This is a genomic window from Streptomyces olivaceoviridis, from assembly GCF_014650115.1.
GTDB lineage: Bacteria > Actinomycetota > Actinomycetes > Streptomycetales > Streptomycetaceae > Streptomyces > Streptomyces olivaceoviridis.
The window spans coordinates 311,651-329,318 of record NZ_BMUI01000006.1 but is presented as its reverse complement, the minus strand read 5'-3'; the positions used below and the strand labels follow the sequence as shown (position 1 = coordinate 329,318).

General features: G+C 72.9%; 19 protein-coding genes and 1 pseudogene. 14 read left to right on the top strand and 6 right to left on the bottom strand.

Features of this window, described 5'->3' with window-relative positions; genetic code table 11:
* Window positions 1–74: 74 nt before the first annotated feature.
* Window positions 75–242, bottom strand: coding sequence for a hypothetical protein (locus IE273_RS14820; RefSeq protein ID WP_165951540.1), 168 nt, complete (start codon window positions 240–242; stop codon window positions 75–77).
* A gap of 225 nt (window positions 243–467) precedes the next feature.
* Between IE273_RS14820 and IE273_RS14815 the strand changes: the two genes are divergently transcribed.
* The 4 genes from IE273_RS14815 to IE273_RS14800 all read left to right on the top strand — a co-directional run bounded on the left by IE273_RS14815 (window position 468) and on the right by IE273_RS14800 (window position 4,341).
* Window positions 468–1,691, top strand: a complete 1,224-nt coding sequence (locus IE273_RS14815; RefSeq protein ID WP_189815625.1) for an NYN domain-containing protein — start codon at window positions 468–470, stop codon at window positions 1,689–1,691.
* 59 nt (window positions 1,692–1,750) lie between these two features.
* A complete protein-coding gene (locus tag IE273_RS14810) occupies window positions 1,751–2,764 on the top strand; it encodes an ABC transporter ATP-binding protein (RefSeq protein WP_189815624.1) in 1,014 nt (337 codons plus the stop codon).
* A gap of 94 nt (window positions 2,765–2,858) precedes the next feature.
* Window positions 2,859–3,680: an ABC transporter permease gene (locus tag IE273_RS14805; RefSeq protein ID WP_189815623.1), complete on the top strand. Its 822-nt coding sequence runs from the start codon at window positions 2,859–2,861 to the stop codon at window positions 3,678–3,680.
* Window positions 3,681–3,714: 34 nt separating this feature from the next.
* Window positions 3,715–4,341, top strand: a complete 627-nt coding sequence (locus IE273_RS14800; RefSeq protein ID WP_189815622.1) for an AAA family ATPase — start codon at window positions 3,715–3,717, stop codon at window positions 4,339–4,341.
* A 16-nt stretch (window positions 4,342–4,357) separates the two neighbouring features.
* Here the strand turns inward: IE273_RS14800 and ybaK are convergent, their stop codons facing one another.
* The 4 genes from ybaK to IE273_RS14780 form a co-directional block, all read right to left on the bottom strand.
* Complete coding sequence (gene ybaK, locus IE273_RS14795; protein WP_189815621.1) at window positions 4,358–4,858, bottom strand: Cys-tRNA(Pro) deacylase; 501 nt, start codon at window positions 4,856–4,858, stop codon at window positions 4,358–4,360.
* A gap of 18 nt (window positions 4,859–4,876) precedes the next feature.
* A complete protein-coding gene (locus IE273_RS14790) occupies window positions 4,877–5,617 on the bottom strand; it encodes an LON peptidase substrate-binding domain-containing protein (RefSeq protein ID WP_189815620.1) in 741 nt (246 codons plus the stop codon).
* Window positions 5,618–5,628: 11 nt separating this feature from the next.
* The gene (locus IE273_RS14785) at window positions 5,629–6,702 is read right to left on the bottom strand and encodes a hypothetical protein (protein WP_189815619.1); all 1,074 of its coding nucleotides are present in this window, start codon (window positions 6,700–6,702) and stop codon (window positions 5,629–5,631) included.
* 216 nt (window positions 6,703–6,918) lie between these two features.
* Window positions 6,919–8,496 (bottom strand): oxidoreductase, encoded by a 1,578-nt coding sequence (locus IE273_RS14780; RefSeq protein ID WP_189815618.1) that lies wholly within the window; start codon window positions 8,494–8,496, stop codon window positions 6,919–6,921.
* Between the two features lie 202 nt (window positions 8,497–8,698).
* Between IE273_RS14780 and hisD the strand changes: the two genes are divergently transcribed.
* The 8 genes from hisD to hisF are packed head-to-tail and all read left to right on the top strand — an operon-like array spanning window position 8,699 to window position 14,433.
* A complete protein-coding gene (gene hisD / locus IE273_RS14775) occupies window positions 8,699–10,024 on the top strand; it encodes a histidinol dehydrogenase (protein ID WP_189815617.1) in 1,326 nt (441 codons plus the stop codon).
* Window positions 10,021–11,133, top strand: a complete 1,113-nt coding sequence (locus IE273_RS14770) for a histidinol-phosphate transaminase (RefSeq protein ID WP_189815616.1) — start codon at window positions 10,021–10,023, stop codon at window positions 11,131–11,133. The genes hisD and IE273_RS14770 overlap by 4 nt, the downstream gene beginning before the upstream one ends.
* On the top strand, window positions 11,130–11,723 hold the full coding sequence (gene hisB, locus IE273_RS14765; RefSeq protein ID WP_030783530.1) for an imidazoleglycerol-phosphate dehydratase HisB: 594 nt from the start codon (window positions 11,130–11,132) through the stop codon (window positions 11,721–11,723). The genes IE273_RS14770 and hisB overlap by 4 nt, the downstream gene beginning before the upstream one ends.
* A gap of 3 nt (window positions 11,724–11,726) precedes the next feature.
* On the top strand, window positions 11,727–11,891 hold the full coding sequence (locus IE273_RS14760; protein WP_014672133.1) for a CG2302 family histidine operon protein: 165 nt from the start codon (window positions 11,727–11,729) through the stop codon (window positions 11,889–11,891).
* The gene (hisH, locus tag IE273_RS14755) at window positions 11,882–12,538 is read left to right on the top strand and encodes an imidazole glycerol phosphate synthase subunit HisH (protein WP_189815615.1); all 657 of its coding nucleotides are present in this window, start codon (window positions 11,882–11,884) and stop codon (window positions 12,536–12,538) included. Before IE273_RS14760 ends, hisH begins: the two co-directional genes overlap by 10 nt.
* A gap of 3 nt (window positions 12,539–12,541) precedes the next feature.
* Entirely contained in the window at window positions 12,542–13,267 is a 726-nt protein-coding gene (gene priA / locus IE273_RS14750) for a bifunctional 1-(5-phosphoribosyl)-5-((5-phosphoribosylamino)methylideneamino)imidazole-4-carboxamide isomerase/phosphoribosylanthranilate isomerase PriA (RefSeq protein WP_189815614.1), read from the top strand.
* Window positions 13,264–13,653 (top strand): RidA family protein, encoded by a 390-nt coding sequence (locus IE273_RS14745; RefSeq protein WP_103815187.1) that lies wholly within the window; start codon window positions 13,264–13,266, stop codon window positions 13,651–13,653. Before priA ends, IE273_RS14745 begins: the two co-directional genes overlap by 4 nt.
* 24 nt (window positions 13,654–13,677) lie before the next feature.
* Complete coding sequence (hisF, locus tag IE273_RS14740) at window positions 13,678–14,433, top strand: imidazole glycerol phosphate synthase subunit HisF (RefSeq protein ID WP_189815613.1); 756 nt, start codon at window positions 13,678–13,680, stop codon at window positions 14,431–14,433.
* Window positions 14,434–14,525: 92 nt separating this feature from the next.
* Here the strand turns inward: hisF and IE273_RS14735 are convergent.
* A pseudogene (locus IE273_RS14735) lies at window positions 14,526–15,653 on the bottom strand (IS30 family transposase); the annotation flags it as partial.
* A gap of 165 nt (window positions 15,654–15,818) precedes the next feature.
* Here IE273_RS14735 and IE273_RS14730 point away from each other — a divergent pair.
* Together IE273_RS14730 and IE273_RS14725 are read left to right on the top strand one after the other, a co-directional pair.
* Window positions 15,819–16,406, top strand: a complete 588-nt coding sequence (locus tag IE273_RS14730) for an ArsR/SmtB family transcription factor (protein WP_189815612.1) — start codon at window positions 15,819–15,821, stop codon at window positions 16,404–16,406.
* Between the two features lie 22 nt (window positions 16,407–16,428).
* Window positions 16,429–17,667 (top strand): MFS transporter, encoded by a 1,239-nt coding sequence (locus tag IE273_RS14725; protein WP_189815611.1) that lies wholly within the window; start codon window positions 16,429–16,431, stop codon window positions 17,665–17,667.
* Window position 17,668 lies beyond the last annotated feature (1 nt).

Genomic DNA, 17,668 nt, shown 5'->3' with positions numbered 1-17,668 from the left:
CGGAAGGCGCCGACGCGAAGGGGCGCACCCTTGACGGGTGCGCCCCTCACCTGTGCCCGGGCTTCAACTGCCCTTTAGTTGTGGCCGAAGCTCTTCTGCTTCTTGCGCGCGGCCTCCGAGGGGCTGCCCGGGGCGTGCGCCATGGGCGGCTCGTGCTCCTCCGCCTGCGGACGCTGCGCGTGCTCGGACTGCGGAGCGCGGTTCTGCGGGCCGGACTGCTTGCGGTTCTTGTTCTTGGCCATGGTGATCTGCCTCCTGTGGGGGATCTAGGGGCCAGGGCCGGGACCAGATTCACATACGCTGACATCAAGCGCATGTCGGATAATTACCGTGTGTGACAGGGGTGGTGGGTGCACCGGAACCGCAAACGCCACGCCGAAGATCGAGTTCGGGCCGTTAACCCCCGCGAGGTCGGGCAGACTCGAAGGAAGTCCGAAGCAAAACCTCCCGGGAAGAGGGTGAGTCGCGTGGACCGCTGCATCGTCCTGGTGGACGCCGGGTATCTGCTGGGAGCCGCCGCCAGCCTCCTCGCCGGCGAGCCCTCGCGGTCCCGGATCACCGTCGACCACGCCGCGCTGATCCAGGCGCTGCGGGAACGCGCGGAGTCCGACACCGAGCGCCCCCTGCTGCGCATCTACTGGTTCGACGGCGCCCCCGACCGGGTCCCCCAACCGGAGCACCGCCGGCTGCGCGTGATGCCCCGGGTCACCGTCCGCCTCGGCGCCCTCACCCGCAGCGACGGACGCTGGGCGCAGAAGGGCGTCGACGCCGCCATGCACGCGGAACTGACCGAGCTGGCCCGCAACCGCGCCTGCTCCGACGTCGTCCTCGTCACCGGCGACGGCGACCTGCTGCCGGGCATGATGGCCGCCAAGGAGCACGGCGTCGCCGTCCACCTGTGGGCCGTCCAGGCCGCCGACGGCGACTACAACCAGTCCGAGGACCTGGTCGCCGAGGCCGACGAGCGGCGCGTGCTGGACCGCGCCTGGATCACCCAGGCCGTCCGCGCCAAGGAGCTCACCGGCGTCTGCGCCCCGCCGCCCGCGCCCCGCCCCGAGATCGCCGCGATCCTCTCCGCGCCGCTGCCCGAGTCCGCGCTCGGCACGGCGAGCGAGCGGCCCGCCGAACAGCCCGCCCACCCGCCGGCCGCCGCCGCGGCCGAGAACGGCGCCCAGGAGCGGGTGACCGCCCCCAAGGGCGTCCCCACCCCCAAGGACCTGGCCGCGCTGCGCGCACCCGGCGCCCAGTCCGTGCAGCATCCCGCGACCGCGACCCTGCGCTGGTCCTCCGACAAGGGCTGGGTCGACCGGCCGGGAGCGGTCGCCGAGTCCCCCGAGGTCGCCTCCATGCCGACGCTGGCCCAGCTCACCACGGCCGAGCAGCGGTGGGCCGACCGGGAGGAGGACATCACCACCGTCGGCGGCGACCCGTACGAGGTCGGGCAGGTCTTCGCCCGCCGCTGGATGTCCCGGCTCGGCGACCAGAGCCACCTCCAGCGGCTGTCGCAGATGTACCCGCGCATCCCGCACCGGATCGACGGGGAGCTGCTGCGGTACGCGGCGCGGTTCGGACTGCTCGCGCACAAGGACGACCAGATCGACGAGCACGACCGTTACGCCATTCGGGCGGGGTTCTGGCGGGAGATCGACGTCCCGGCGGCGGCCGAACAGCACGTGCCCGCCGTCGACTGAATGCCCGGAGCCGCCCCCGAAGGCGAGTAAAGGCCCCCGACCCCGTAGGCTCGTCCTTTGTGAGTACGCGCGCGGGACAGGCACTTCGGTACGACGAGGTCGTACGCGTGCGCGGGCTCGGCAAGACCTACCCGGCCGTGAAGAGCCGGCGGGGCGCACCGGGCACCCCCGAGGTGCGGGCCACCGACGGGGTGGAGCTGGACGTACGGCGCGGCGAGGTCTTCGGGCTGCTCGGTCCGAACGGCGCCGGCAAGTCCACCCTCGTACGGCAGCTCACCGGGCTGCTGCGGCCGGACACGGGCAGCGTCGAGATACTCGGCCACGACATCGTGCGCCATCCCGAGCGGGCCGCGCGGCTCCTCGCCTACCTGGGCCAGGAGTCCACCGCACTGGACGAGCTGACCGTCTCCCTCGCCGCCGAGACCACCGGACGCCTGCGCGGCCTGGACGTCCGGCGGGCGCGGGCCGAGCGGGACGCCGTCCTGGAGGAGCTGGGGCTGACCCCGATCGCCGGACGGGCGCTGAAGAAGCTGTCCGGCGGGCAGCGGCGGCTCGCCTGCTTCGCCACCGCCCTCGTCGGGGAACGGCCGCTGCTCGTGCTGGACGAGCCGACCACCGGCATGGACCCGGTGGCCCGGCGCGCGGTCTGGGCGGCCGTGGACCGGCGGCGGGCCGAGCGCGGCACGACCGTGCTGCTGGTCACCCACAACGTCATCGAGGCCGAGACGGTCCTGGACCGGGTCGCCGTGCTCGACCAGGGCCGGGTCATCGCCTGCGACACCCCCGCCGGACTCAAGGAGCGGGTCGCCGGCGAGGTGCGGGTGGAGCTGGTGTGGCGGGAGCGGGCGCCGCTGGAGGTGCCCGAGGTCGCGGTGCTGCGCGAGCGGGCCGCGGAGTCCGGCCGGCGCTGGACGCTCCGGCTCGCGCCCGAGGAGGCCCGCGCCGTCGTCGCCACGGTGACCGGCGGTGCCGCCTTCGCCGCCCTGGACGACTTCACGCTCGCCACGCCCAGCCTGGAGGACGTCTACCTGGCGCTGGGCGGCGCGGCCCGGCAGGGGCTGGTGAAGACATGAGCGCACCGGCCGTGGAATGCGTACGGGTCCGCGCGACCGCCGGGGTGGGAAGGCCCGCCGCGGCGACTGCCGTAGGGAAGAGGAGCAGCCCGTCGTGAGTGTCGTACCCGCCGAGGTTCTGCCGGGCGGTGCCCGGGCCGTGCCGGACACGGCGGCCGGCGCGGCCGAGCTCGGGCCGTCCGCGCGGCTGTGGCCGTCGCTGGTGGCCGTCTACCGGGCGCAGCTGTCCCGGGCCCGGGTGGCGCGGATCCCGCTGCTGTTCGTGGCGACCTTCCAGTCCATCGGCATCACCGTGATGATGCGCGGTGTCGTCGACAGCGGCCATGAGGCCCAGTCCGTGGTGGCCGGGTCCTCCGTGCTGGTCGTCGCGTACGTGGCGCTGAACCTGCTCTCGCAGTACTTCGGGCAGCTGCGGGCCAGTGGCGGGCTCGACCACTACGCCACGCTGCCGGTGCCGCCGGCGGCCGTGGTGCTGGGCGCGGCGGCGGCGTACGCCTCCTTCACCGTGCCGGGGACCCTGGTGACGGCCGTCTTCGGCTGCGCGCTCTTCGGGCTGCCGCTGTCCAACCTGTGGATCCTGGTGGCCGTCATCCCGCTCGCCGGGGCCGCGCTGGCCGGGCTGGGCGCCGCCTGCGGGCTGCTCGCGCCCCGGCCGGAGCTGGCCACGCTGCTGGGGCAGCTCGGCATGTCGGCCGCGCTGCTGCTGGGCGTGCTGCCGGCCGACCGGATGCCGGAGGTCGTCCGGCTGGCCCGCGATCTGCTGCCGTCGACCTACGGCGTGGAGGCGTACGCGCGGACCTTCGGGGCGGACCCCGACTGGGCCGTCGTCCTCGTTGACCTGGGGGTGTGCGCGGGTGTCGGGGTGGTCTCGCTGGCCGTGGCGACCTGGGCGTACCGCAGGGCCGCCGTCCGGTGACGCGGCCCACAGCGCGACCTGGCACGATGGTCGGGTGACCGCACCGCTGACTCCGCCTCCTCCGCCGCACGAGAACTCCCCGCACCAGGTCTGGCAGGCGCCGCCGCCCGCCGGGGCGCCGGGCGCGGGCACGTACGAACAGGACGGCCCCGGGATGAAGACGGAACTGCGGGAGGCCGCCGTGATCACGGTGGCGGTGGCCCTCGGCGGGGTGCTGCTGGGGCTGCTGTGGTGGTGGCTGGCGCCGCACGTGCCGCTGATCGGTGACGAGGTCGACAAGAACTGGGTCGTCTACCTCAAGGACAGCGAGGGCGAGCAGGCGGTCGGGGTGGACGGAACGTTCACCCTGCTGGGACTTGCCTTCGGACTGGTCAGCGCCGTGGTGGTGTTCCTGCTGCGGCGGCGCGGCGGTGTGCCGCTCGCGGTGGCCCTCGGCCTCGGCGGGCTGCTCGGGTCGCTGCTGGCCTGGCGGCTCGGGGTGTGGCTGGGGCCCGAGTCGAACGTGCTCGCGCACGCGCAGGCCGTGGGCAAGGGGGTGACGTTCTCGGCGCCGCTGAAGCTGTCTGCGAAGGGGGCGTTGCTGGCGTGGCCGTTGGCGGGGTTGCTGGTGCATCTCGGACTGACCGCGCTCTTCGGGCCCCGGGACCCCGAGCTGCCGTGACCCGGGGGGCTCCGCGTCAGCCGCGTCCGATCGGCGCCAGCACCGCCTCCGTCAGCTTCGCCAGGTCCCCCGGCGCCAGCTCGACCTCCAGGCCACGGCGGCCCGCCGACACGTAGATCGTCGCGTGGGCCTCCGCCGAGTCGTCGATGACCGTCGGGAGCTTCTTGCGCTGGCCGAGCGGGGAGATGCCGCCGCGGACATAGCCCGTGGTGCGTTCGGCGAGGGCCGGGTCGGCCATGGTCGCCCGCTTGCCGCCCACCGCCGCCGCCAGGGCCTTCAGATCCAGCGAGCCGGCCACCGGGACCACACCGACCACCAGGGAGCCGTCCACGTCGGCCACCAGGGTCTTGAAGACCCGTTCGGGGGAGACGCCCATCGCCTCCGCGGCCTCCTCGCCGTAGGAGGGGTGGGACGGGTCGTGGTCGTAGGCGTGGACCGTGAAGTCCACGCCCGCCGCCGTCAGGGCCACCGTCGCGGGCGTCCCCCCGGACTGCTGCTTCTTCGGCTTCTTCGCCATCAGGGTGTCGTGCTTCCCTCAGTTGAGACTGGTCGGCGTCCGCGTCAGCTCGAACGCGGGCAAGGACGGCAGACTACGGATGATGGACGTCTCCGCGCGAAGGAGTTTCAGCTCGTCCCGGAGCCGCGAGGCGGTGTCCGGGGCCTGGAGCAGACGCTGCTTGGTCGGCGTGTCGTGCACCATCGCTGCGGCCACCAGGTACGACACCACGCCCGGGTCGTCCGGCAGGTCGGCACCGGTGGACAGCGAGCGCTCGCGGGCGCCCGCAAGACGCTTCTGGTACTGGCGGAAGGAGCGCAGGACGCCCTCCGCCAGCGCGCCGGCCTCGTCCCCGGGCTCCTCCGGCAGCTCCTCCAGCTCGGCGGTCAGGAACGGACCGGACGCGTCCACGGACAGCAGGCGGACACGCGTCGTGCCCGTCGCCAGGACCTCGAAGGTGCCGGCGGACCGCTCCCGGATGGTCGCCGCGTCCGCCACACATCCCACTCCGTGGAAGGCCTTGAGCGGGTCGGGGCCGAAGCCGGCGGCCGGGCCCCGGTCGGGCTGGGCCGTGGGGTCCGGCATGCCCGGGGCGCTCGGCGCGACCTCGTGGCCGTCGCGGATGGCGACGACGGCGAAGCGGCGCGGCTCCTCCTCGGGGGTCTTCGACAGCGCGCGCATCATGGCGCGATAACGCTCCTCGAAGACGTTCAGCGGCAGCACGAGCCCCGGGAACAGCACCGAGTTCAGCGGAAAGAGCGGAAGACGGACGGTGGTCACGGCGCCCCAGCCTAGTGGTCGGCGGCGCGGGCGTGTCCGCCGTGCTCGCCGAGAGGGTCCCGGGACGCCGTCAGCAGCCCGGCCGGGGCGGGCCGCGGGGCCGCCGTCTCCAGGTGGTCGCGCACGCGCAGGAAGTGGGCGAGCGGGTCGTCGGAGAGCCGGTCCCAGGGGAAGGAGGTGGCGTAGGGGCCGATCAGGCGCAGCTGGGCGCGGGCGTCCTCCCGGCGGTCCAGCCGCAGCAGGACGTACAGCAGTTTGTTGCGGACCTCGGCGGGCCACGGGTCGGCCGCCGGGAAGCGTCCGGACAACTCGATGGCGCGGTCGGCCGCCGCGTCCAGCCGGGGGCGCGGCACGTCGGGGCCGCGGTCGTCGGTCAGACAGCCGAAGGCCGCGCGGGCGGGCAGCGCCTGGACGAGCGAGTCGGCCGGGGCGTCCTGCGCGGCCCGCTCGGCGAAGTCGAAGCACGCGTGGTGCGAGCCATGGGGAGTGTGGGGCGTGTCTCCCCACCGGGCGCAGCAGAAGGCGGCCAGGTAGCGCAGGGCGGCCACGTGGCAGCCGTAGTGGTGCGGGGCGCGCCGGACGGCCGCCTCCCACAGCTCCTCGAAGTAACGGTGCCCGGTGCGCGAGCCGCGCGCGTGGTCGAGCGCGATCCGCCACGGCACCGGGTCGAGTGCGTCGGCGCGGGCGGCGGCGGTGATGAGCGGGCTCACCTCGCGCAGCAGCTCGGCCCGGGCGGGCGAGGACCAGACGCGGTCCACCGCCAGCTGGGCCCCGAGCAGCAGCACGCCCGGGTCGTCCGGGGCGGCGGCACGCCACTCCTCGTACCACTCGGGGCGCGAGCGGGCGAAGGCGGCCAGGCGCCGTACGTACCGGTCCCGGTTCTCCCAGTCGGCCGCGGTGCGGGTGGCGGCGAGCAGGCCGGCCGCGGCGGTGTACTCGCCCCGGCCGGCCGCGACGAGCGCGGGCGAGAGGCGGTCGTCGGGCGCGTCGAGCACGGCCTCGTCCCCGGCCGACGGGCGGCCGGCCGGGCGCGCGGAGCGTTTGGTCATCCGGGTGGGGCGGATGAACGAGGGCAGCAGAGCCATGGTTCGACCATTGAAAGTCCGCAGGTCGGGGCGGCGCCAGAGGGCCTGGGCAAGTCAGGGAAGGTTGTACGGTCGAGAGTCAAGGACCGGTAAAGGGTGAATGTGTGTTTTGTGTGGAGTGTGTGCGCGACGGGCAGATTCCGTCGGTCCTGATGGATGGCCGGTCCTGATGGCCGGCGCCGGCCCAGCGCCGCGTTTCGGTGCCGCCGGGTGCCGTCAGCTCCGCCGCAGCAGCCGGGTCGCGCCCGCGGCCACGGTCGTCGCCAGCACCCAGCCGATCAGGATCAGCGCCGCCGCCAGCCACTGCCAGCCGCCGCGCAGCTGCCACTGGCCGGCCTGGCCCAGGTCGATCACCGGCAGCAGCAGGTCCAGCGTGAACAGCGCCGGGCTCCAGACCGGATGGCCGCCGGAGCTGACCGGCGGATGGTCCGCGCGCGTGAAGGCGAGCGTGCCCGCCGCCCACAGCACCGCCATCCACACCGCGGCCCGGCCGGGGCGGTAGCCGTAGGCGACCGTCCAGTCCTGGAGGTAGCCCCAGGACTTGCCGGCCAGCGGCAGCGTCTCCCGCCGCCGGCGCTGCTTGGCGAGCAGCACCTCGCGCGCGTCCTCGTCCTCCCCGGCCGCGCGCAACACCGCCGCCAGCCGCTCGTACGGCTCCGGGGCGTACTCGGCGGTGGCCGCCGCCACCCAGTCCAGGCGCTGGGCCAGCGGGAACGGGCCCTGCGGCACCAGGCTCTCGTAGGTGAACCCGCCCATGTGCAGACTGCCCGCGTCCGGCCAGCTGCTCGCCCGGTCCACCAGGTTCCCGATCCGCGCCCCGGACAGCACCACCTTGCCGCGCTGCGGCTTGTCCCCGAGGAAGCGCAGCTCCGGCGTCTGCACCCGGCGCAGCGACAGCTCCTGGTCGTCGGTGAAGGCGAACCCGGCCCGCTCCAGGTCGACGGCGTCCCCGAACCGCCCGTCGTCCAGGCGCACCCCGCCCCGGGACTCGAAGCGCTGGATGCGCGTCCCGCGCGCGGGCGTCGTGCCGCTCAGCAGCGGGTTGCCCACGCCGGCCGGGGTCAGGTACAGGGTGCGCTCGACCGTCAGCTGGGGGGCGTTCAGGGCGAACCGGGCGTAGGGGTTGGCGAGCTTGGCGCCGCGCAGGCTGAGCGAGACGCCGATCTGGGCGCCGCGCAGGCTGAACTCGCCGTGCGACTCCAGCATCTCCGCCTGGAGGTCCTGGCCGACGGTCAGGCCGTCGGCCGCGATCGACCGCCCGCTGCGGTCCCGGTAGGCGACCGCCTGGTTGAGCAGCAGATCGGTGCCGATGTGCGCGTCCGTCAGCCGGACCCCGTTCTGGAACCGGCAGCGCGGCAGATGCAGATCACCCTCCGTGTGCACGCGGGCGGCCTCCAGGCGCGGCACCGCGCAGTCCACCAGGCGCACGGTCGTGAACCGGGCCTCCGGCAGCCGGATCTCCTCGTCGAAGCGGCAGCCGCGCAGCTCCACGTACGGCGTGACCTGGCCGCCCGCCAGGTCCAGCGGGTCGGTGATGCGCACACCGGCGAGCTTCAGCGCGGACACCCGGCCGGCGAGCGCCGGTGGGCCGTCGAGGAGCAGCCAGCAGACGATGCGGGCGCGGACGGTCCGCTCCGGACCCCAGGGGTGCCCGCCGTGCGGATCGTCCACCGCGAAGTCGCCGCTGGTCAGGTCGTACACACTGCCGTTGCGGAAGGCCTGCCACATGCCCGCCTCGGTCGCGGTCAGGTCGTCCGGCAGGTCCCCCGTGCGGATGCCGGCCCCCTCGCTCACCGTTCTCCTCTTCTCTCCAGGATTCTTCCGATTCGATGGTTTTCGTACAGCCGTTCATGCCCTCTGTGACCGCCGGAACACCACCCGTGAAGGTGATCTTCCGGGTTCCGGCCACCCTCTGTACCAGTCATTGACCCGCGGTCTGTATCAGCCATTGATACGCGCGAACGGCTCCCGACGGCGGTCTGAGAGAATTGGGACTGTGATTTCCCGAATCGATCTGCGCGGCGACGCCCTTCCCGAGGGCCCCGCCCTGCGCGACCTGCTGCCCCGAGCCGACTTCGACGTTCAGGCCGCCCTGGAGAAGGTGCGCCCGATCTGCGAGGCCGTGCATCATCGTGGCGACGCGGCGCTGATCGACTTCGCCGAGAAGTTCGACGGAGTACGGCTGGAAACCGTCCGTGTCCCGGCCCAGGCGCTCACCGACGCGCTCGCCGGACTCGACCCGGCCGTGCGCGCCGCCCTGGAGGAGTCCATCCGGCGCGCCCGGCTGGTCCACCGGGAGCAGCGCCGTACGACCCACACCACACAGGTCGTGCCCGGCGGCTCGGTGACCGAGAAATGGGTTCCGGTCGAGCGCGTCGGGCTGTACGCGCCCGGCGGCCGCTCGGTCTACCCGTCCTCCGTGGTGATGAACGTGGTGCCCGCCCAGGAGGCCGGCGTCGAGTCCATCGCGCTCGCCTCACCGGCCCAGGCCGAGTTCGGCGGGCTGCCGCACCCGACGATCCTCGCCGCCTGCGCCCTGCTGGGCGTGGACGAGGTGTACGCGGCCGGCGGCGCCACCGCCGTCGCGATGTTCGCGTACGGCACGGAGTCCTGCCCGCCCGTCAACATGGTCACCGGGCCCGGCAACATCTGGGTCGCCGCCGCCAAGCGTTACTTCACGGGCAAGATCGGCATCGACGCCGAGGCCGGCCCGACCGAGATCGCGATCCTCGCGGACGCCGGCGCCGACCCGGTGCACGTCGCCTCCGACCTGATCAGCCAGGCCGAGCACGACCCGCTGGCGGCGGCCGTCCTGGTCACCGACTCCGTCGAGCTGGCGGACGCGGTCGAGAAGGAGCTGGAGCCGCAGGTCGCGGCCACCAAGCACATCGAGGACCGGATCGTGCCCGCGCTGAAGGGCAAGCAGTCCGCGATCGTGCTGGTCGACGGCATCGACGAGGGCCTGCGGGTCGTCGACGCGTACGGCGCCGAGCACCTGGAGATCCAGACCGCCGACGCCGCGGCGGTGGCCGACCGGGTCCGCAACGCCGGCGCGATCTTCATCGGCCCCTGGGCCCCCGTCTCGCTCGGCGACTACGCGGCCGGGTCCAACCACGTCCTGCCCACCGGAGGCTGCGCCTGCCACTCCTCGGGCCTGTCCGTCCAGTCCTTCCTGCGCGGCATCCACGTCGTGGACTACACGAGGGACGCGCTCGCCGAGGTCGCCCACCACGTGGTGACGCTGGCGGAGGCGGAGGACCTGCCGGCGCACGGTGCGGCGGTCAAGGCGCGGTTCGGCTGGAAGGTACCCGAGAGCAAGTGAGCGACGTGCGGATCGACGATCTCCCCGTACGGGACGAGCTGCGTGGCAAGTCCCCCTACGGAGCGCCCCAGCTGGACGTCCCCGTACGGCTGAACACCAACGAGAACCCCTACCCGCTGCCCGAGCCGCTGGTCGAGCGGATCGCGGAGCGGGTGCGGGAGGCCGCCCGCGGCCTGAACCGCTACCCCGACCGGGACGCCGTCCAGCTGCGCACCGAGCTGGCCAAGTATCTGACGAAGACCGGCAAGTACCCCCTCGGCGTCGAGAACGTGTGGGCCGCCAACGGCTCCAACGAGGTCATCCAGCAGCTCCTCCAGACCTTCGGCGGACCGGGCCGCACCGCGATCGGCTTCGAGCCGTCGTACTCGATGCACGCGCTCATCGCGCGCGGGACCGGCACCGGCTGGATCTCCGGCCCGCGCGCCGAGGACTTCACGATCGACCTCGACGCCGCCCGGCGGGCCATCGCCGAGCACGAGCCGGACGTCGTCTTCATCACCACCCCCAACAACCCCACCGGCAACGCGGTCCCGCCGGAGACGGTCCTCGCGCTGTACGAGGCGGCGCAGGCGGCCAAGCCGTCGATGGTGGTCGTGGACGAGGCGTACATCGAGTTCAGCCACGGCGACTCGCTGCTGCCGCTGCTGGCCGGCCGTCCGCACCTGGTGATCTCCCGGACGATGTCCAAGGCGTTCGGCGCGGCCGGCCTGCGCCTCGGCTACCTGGCCGCGCACCCGGCGGTCGTGGACGCCGTCCAGCTGGTCCGGCTGCCGTACCACCTGTCGGCGATCACCCAGGCGACCGCCCTGGCCGCGCTGGAGCACACCGACACGCTGCTCGGGTACGTCGAGCAGCTGAAGGCGGAGCGGGACCGGCTGGTCGCCGAGCTGCGCGCGATCGGCTACGAGGTGACCGAGTCCGACGCGAACTTCGTGCAGTTCGGCCGGTTCGCCAGCGCCCACGAGGCCTGGCGGAAGATCCTCGACCGGGGCGTCCTGGTCCGGGACAACGGCGTACCGGGATGGCTGCGGGTCTCCGCCGGCACCCCGGAGGAGAACGACGCGTTCCTCGACGCGGTCCGTGAGTTGAAGAAGGAGCTTGAGCGATGAGCCGCGTTGGACGCGTGGAGCGCACCACCAAGGAGACGTCGGTGCTGGTCGAGATAGACCTCGACGGCACCGGCCGGACCGACATCGCCACCGGCGTCGGCTTCTACGACCACATGCTCGACCAGCTCGGCCGGCACGGTCTGTTCGACCTGACCGTCAAGACCGACGGCGACCTGCACATCGACTCCCACCACACCATCGAGGACACCGCCCTCGCGCTCGGCGCCGCCTTCAAGCAGGCGCTCGGCGACAAGGTGGGCATCTACCGCTTCGGCAACTGCACGGTCCCGCTGGACGAGTCCCTCGCCCAGGTCACCGTCGACCTGTCCGGCCGCCCGTACCTCGTGCACACCGAGCCCGAGAACATGGCGCCGATGATCGGCGAGTACGACACGACGATGACCCGGCACATCCTGGAGTCCTTCGTCGCCCAGGCGCAGATCGCGCTGCACGTGCACGTCCCGTACGGGCGCAACGCGCACCACATCGTGGAGTGCCAGTTCAAGGCGCTGGCCCGGGCGCTGCGTTACGCCTCCGAGCGCGACCCGCGCGCGGCTGGCATCCTCCCGTCGACGAAGGGCGCGCTGTAACCCATGACCGGTCTGTCGACCCTCCTGATCGTCGTCGGCCTCTTCCTGGTCGGCGGCATCATCTCCTTCGTCAAGCAGAAGATGCCCACCAGCCTGATCGTGCTGCTCTCGATCGGCGCGGGCCTGTGCCTGGTGGCGGGCGTCATGCGGCTGGAGGTGTGGAATTGAGCACCACGTCCACGAACAAGAAGGTCGTCGTCTTCGACTACGGCTTCGGCAACGTCCGCTCCGCCGAGCGGGCCCTCGCGCGCGTGGGCGCCGACGTCGAGATCACGCGTGACTTCGACAAGGCGATGAACGCCGACGGCCTGCTCGTGCCGGGCGTCGGCGCCTTCGCCGCCTGCATGCGGGGCCTGCGCGCCGCCCGGGGCGACTGGGTCGTGGACCGCCGGCTGTCCGGCGGGCGCCCGGTCATGGGCATCTGCGTCGGCATGCAGATCCTCTTCGCGCGCGGCATCGAGCACGGCGTGGAGGCCGAGGGCCTGGACGAGTGGCCCGGCACGGTCGCGCCGCTCCAGGCCGAGGTCGTGCCCCACATGGGCTGGAACACCGTGGACGCCCCGGCCGACTCGCGGCTGTTCGCCGGCCTGCCCGCCGACGCGCGGTTCTACTTCGTGCACTCCTACGCCGTCCACGACTGGGCCCTGGAGAGCCACAACCCGGTGATCGAGGCTCCCAAGGTCACCTGGTCGACGCACGGCAAGCCGTTCGTGGCCGCCGTGGAGAACGGCGCCCTGTGGGCCACCCAGTTCCACCCCGAGAAGTCCGGCGACGCCGGCGCCCAGCTCCTCACCAACTGGATCGGAACCCTGTAGACCATGGCCAAGCTCGAACTCCTCCCCGCCGTCGACGTCCGCGACGGCCAGGCCGTCCGCCTCGTGCACGGCGAGTCCGGGACCGAGACCTCCTACGGCTCCCCGCTGGAGGCCGCCCTCGCCTGGCAGCGGTCCGGCGCCGAGTGGCTGCACCTGGTCGACCTGGACGCCGCGTTCGGCACCGGCGACAACCGCGCCCTGATCGCCGAGGTCGCGAGGGCCATGGACATCAAGGTGGAGCTGTCCGGCGGCATCCGCGACGACGACACCCTCGCCGCCGCCCTCGCCACCGGCTGCACCCGGGTGAACCTCGGCACGGCCGCCCTGGAGACCCCCGAGTGGGTCGCCGAGGTCATCGCCGAGCACGGCGACAAGGTCGCCGTCGGCCTGGACGTGCGCGGCACCACGCTGCGCGGCCGGGGCTGGACCCGCGACGGCGGCGACCTCTACGAGACGCTGGCGCGCCTGGACAAGGAGGGCTGCGCCCGCTACGTCGTCACCGACATCGCCAAGGACGGCACCCTCCAGGGTCCCAACCTGGAGCTGCTGAGGAACGTGTGTGCCGCAACCGACCGCCCGGTCGTGGCCTCCGGCGGCGTGTCGTCCCTGGACGACCTCCGCGCCATCGCCGAACTGGTACCCCTCGGTGTCGAGGGCGCCATCGTAGGGAAGGCGCTGTACGCGAAGGCGTTCACCCTGGAAGAGGCCTTGGAGGCTGTGTCGTCATGAGCGGAGCCGTGCGGCGCGTGCAGAGCGGAAGTCCCTGGGAAGAGAGTTTCGGGTTCGCACGCGCCGTCGCGGCGGGTGACCGGGTGCTGGTGGGCGGCACGACGTCCTTCAAGGGCACCGTGCTGTACGGGGAGGGCGACCCGTACGAACAGGCCAAGGTGGCCTTCACCAGCGCCCTGGAGGCGATCGGCGAGTTCGGGCTCGGCATCGAGTCCGTGATCCGTACGCGGATGTACCTGACCCATGTGCGGGACGTGGACGCCGTCGGGCGGGCCCACCAGGAGCTGTTCGACGCCGTCCGCCCGGTCTCGACCCTGCTGGTCGTGGAGGGCTTCGTCGACCCGCGCATCCTGGTCGAAGTAGAACTAGAAGCATTCAGAGGCTGAAGGCCTTTAAGGAGCCGTGGATTCATGACCCTGGCGGTCCGAGTCATCCCCTGCCTGGACGTGGACAACGGCCGGGTCGTCAAGGGCGTCAACTTCCAGAACCTGCGCGACGCCGGCGACCCCGTCGAGATGGCCAAGGTGTACGACGCCGAGGGCGCCGACGAGCTGACGTTCCTGGACATCACCGCGTCCTCCGGCGACCGGGAGACGACGTACGACGTGGTGCGCCGCACCGCCGAGCAGGTGTTCATCCCCCTGACCGTCGGCGGCGGCGTCCGCACGGCGGAGGACGTGGACAAGCTGCTGCGGGCGGGCGCCGACAAGGTGGGTGTCAACACGGCGGCCATCGCGCGCCCCGACCTGATCCGCGAGATCGCCGAGCGGTTCGGCCGGCAGGTGCTGGTCCTCTCGGTGGACGCGCGCCGCACCCCCGGGGGCACCTTCGAGGTGACCACCCACGGCGGCCGGCGCGGCACCGGCATCGACGCGGTGGAGTGGGCGCACCGGGCGGCCGAGCTGGGCGCGGGGGAGATCCTGCTGAACTCCATGGACGCGGACGGCACGAAGGACGGCTACGACCTGGAGATGATCGCGGCGGTGCGCAAGCACGTGACCGTCCCGGTGATCGCCTCCGGCGGCGCCGGCAAGCTGGCCGACTTCCCCCCGGCCATCGACGCGGGCGCGGACGCGGTCCTCGCGGCATCGGTGTTCCACTTCGGCGACCTGAGGATCGGCCAGGTGAAGGACGCGCTGCGGGGGGCAGGGCACCCGGTGAGGTAGCCGCCGCTCCGAAGGGCCCCGGGCGAATTGGCGGATTCCAGGGGTCGTAGCAACAACCCGATCACGAACACCGCTGCCCCCTATACAAGTCGGAAGTACTGCCGCAGCAGGCCGTTGGTGTTCTCGTTCGAGCCGCGCTGCCAGGGGCTGGCCGGGTCGCAGAAGTAGACCGGGATGTCCGTGGTGACGGTGAAGGCTCGGTGGGAGGCCATCTCGATGCCCTGGTCCCAGGTCAGTGACCGCATCAGGTGAGGTGGGAGAGTCTGGACGGTCTCGGTGAGCGCGTTTCGGACAGCGGCGGCGCCGTGGTCGCGTGGGAGGTGGACGAGCATCAGGCAGCGGGTGCTGCGTCCGACCAGGGTGCCGATGGCGGAGCCGTTGTTCTTGCCGAGGATCAGGTCGCCTTCCCAGTGGCCGGGGATGGCCCGGTCGGCGACCTCGGCCGGCCGTTCGCTGATCATGACCATGGGGTGCACGAACCGCGATCGGCGGGCTGCCGAGTGCCGGTGCGGGCGGCGCATCGCGCGTCCGGTCCGCAGTGCCCGGGTCAGCTCGCGCCTCAGTTCCCTGCGGCCCTGGACGTAAAGCGCCTGGTAGATCGTCTCGTGGACCACGTGCATCTGCGGCCGGTCGGGGAAACGTGCCCGTAGAGCGTGGCAGATCTGCTCCGGACTCCACCGCCGGGTCAGGTGGTCCTGGACGAAGTCCCGCAGCTCGGGGTTCTGGCCGATCTTGCCGGGCTTGGGGCGCGGTTTGCGGGCGTCCGCGCGGCGCTGGGCGGCGTGCGGACGGTAGTACCAGCCGCCGCCTGGCATGAGCGTGCGGTTGCGGCGGATCTCCCGGCTGACGGTGGAGGGACTACGGCCCGGCTCGGCCGCGATGGCCCGGACGGACGCCTTCTCCCGGATCCGGTCAGCGATGTGGATGCGGTCGCCCTCGGTGAGGTAGCGCGAGGGGCCAACGGGCTCCTCAGGACGAGCCGGGGGTTCGGGCGCCTGCCAGGGCAGCCCCGTATCCACGATGGGCGGGGCTGCCTTGTACCTCCCGGATGCCTGCCGGCCGTAGAGCCAACGCTTGCCGGTGCGGCGGTTGATACCGACGATCCGGCAGGCTTCCGTGTTCCCTATTCCAAGATCCACGAGCCGAAGGTATTCCTCCCGCTCACGGTCCAACCTCCTCGGCCCCTGAGGCCGCCGATCCTTCCGGATCTCGAAGTCCACCGCACCCCTTGAACTGGGGTGTTGCGACGACCACTAGAACGGAAGCGGGCGGCCGGGGCCTTCTCGTACGCCGGACGCGCGAGAGAAGTCATGCAGGAGAGTCGCGCAAGAGAAGTTGCGCAAGGAATATTGCGCAACTTCTCTTGCGTATCTAGGGTTCGGATCATGACACGCGAGGAGAACCGCCGGATCACCGACATCGGGACGCTCAAGGCGCTCGCCCACCCGCTGCGCATGAAGCTGTACCGCCTGCTGTTCGTCGCGGAGGTCGCCACCGCCTCACAGCTCGCCGAGCAGGTGGACGAGGCCGTCTCCCTCGTCAGCTACCACCTGCGCAAGCTGGCCGAGCACGGTCTCGTCGAGGAGGCCGAGCCACGCAGCGCGGACGCGCGGGAGCGCTGGTGGCAGCCGTCGTCCGAGGGCGTCACCATCCGCGACGAGGACTTCCGGGACGCCCCCGAGAAGGCGGCGGCGCACCTGGCGGCCTCGCGGATGTTCCTGGAGCAGCGCGCCGAGATGTACCGGAGGTACCTCGACGAACGCGCCCACTGGGGCCCCGGGTGGAACACCGCGGCCCACGACTCCGAGTCCCTGCTCCGGCTCACCACCGGTGAACTCGCCGAGCTGAAGAAGGACCTGACCGATCTGCTCAAGCGGTACGACGAGCGGGGGCGGGCCCGCGAGGCCGCCGGTGACACCGAGGGGCGCGAGCACGTCGCGCTGCACGTGTACGGCTTCCCGTTCCGTGTCTGACGTCTGAGAGGACAGCCCTCCCGTGACCGCCACGCTCATACCGCCGGCCACCGCGCGGGCCCACCGCGACCCCAACGTGCTGCGCTGGCTCGGGGCCTACACCTCCTCGATGCTCGGCGACAGCGTCTACTACCTCGCCCTGTCCTGGGCCGCCGTCCAGGCCGGGAGTCCCGCGCAGGCCGGACTCGTGATGTCGGCCAGCGCGCTGCCCAGGGCCGTGCTGATGCTCGGCGGGGGAGTGGTCGCCGACCGGTTCGGGCCGCGGCGGGTCGTCATCGGCAGCGACGCCGTACGCTGCGCCGCCGTCCTCGCCGTGGCCGCCCTGCTGTACCTCACCAGCCCCGGGCTGTGGCCGCTCGCCCTGCTGGCGCTGGCCTTCGGCACCGTCGACGCCGTGTTCATGCCCGCCGTGGGCGCGCTGCCGGCCCGTCTCACCGAGAAGGACCAGCTCGCCCGCGTCCAGGGCATGCGCGGCCTCGCGATCCGTTTCGCGAGCGTCGCGGGCGCCCCGCTCGGCGGGCTCGCCGTGGCCGCCGGCGGAGCCCCGGCCGCGTTCACCGTCGCCGGGCTGCTCATCGCGCTGTCCGTACCGCTCCTGGTGTCGGTACGGGTGCGGGAGCTGCCCGAGGACGGCACCCCCGGCACGGCGGGAACCCCCTGGGGTGACCTGCGGGCCGGGCTGCGGTACATCCGGCGGCACCGGGTGCTCGCGCCGCTCATGGTCGCCATCGCCCTCGGTGACCTCGGCTTCGTCGGGCCGTTGAACGTCGGGCTGACCCTGCTCGCCGACCGGCGCGGCTGGGGTGCCGCGGGCATGGGCTGGGTGCTCGCCGGATTCGGGGCCGGCGCGGGGGCCGCCTCGCTGCTGCTGACCGTCCGGGGGCGGCTGCCGCGCGCCGGGCTGGTCGCCGGGGCCGCCATCATCGCGGGCTGCGTGGCCATCGGCGCCCTCGCCTATGTGCCGGGCCTCGTCACAGCCGTCGCCACGGCCGTGCTGGTCGGTCTGCTCACCGGGCTCAGCGGCGCGATGTGCGGCGCCCTGCTCCAGACCCACTCCGACCCCGCCTACCTCGGCCGGGTCACCTCCGTCTCCGGCCTGGTCAGCCTGGGCCTCACCCCGCTGAGCATGCCGTTCGCCGCCGCCGCGATCGGGGCCTGGGGTCTCGGCCCGGTGTTCGTGGCCAGCGCGGTCGTCTGCGGGCTCGGCGGGGTCGTCGCCCTCGCCGTACCGGCCCTGCGCCGCGCCGAACTCCCGGGCTGAC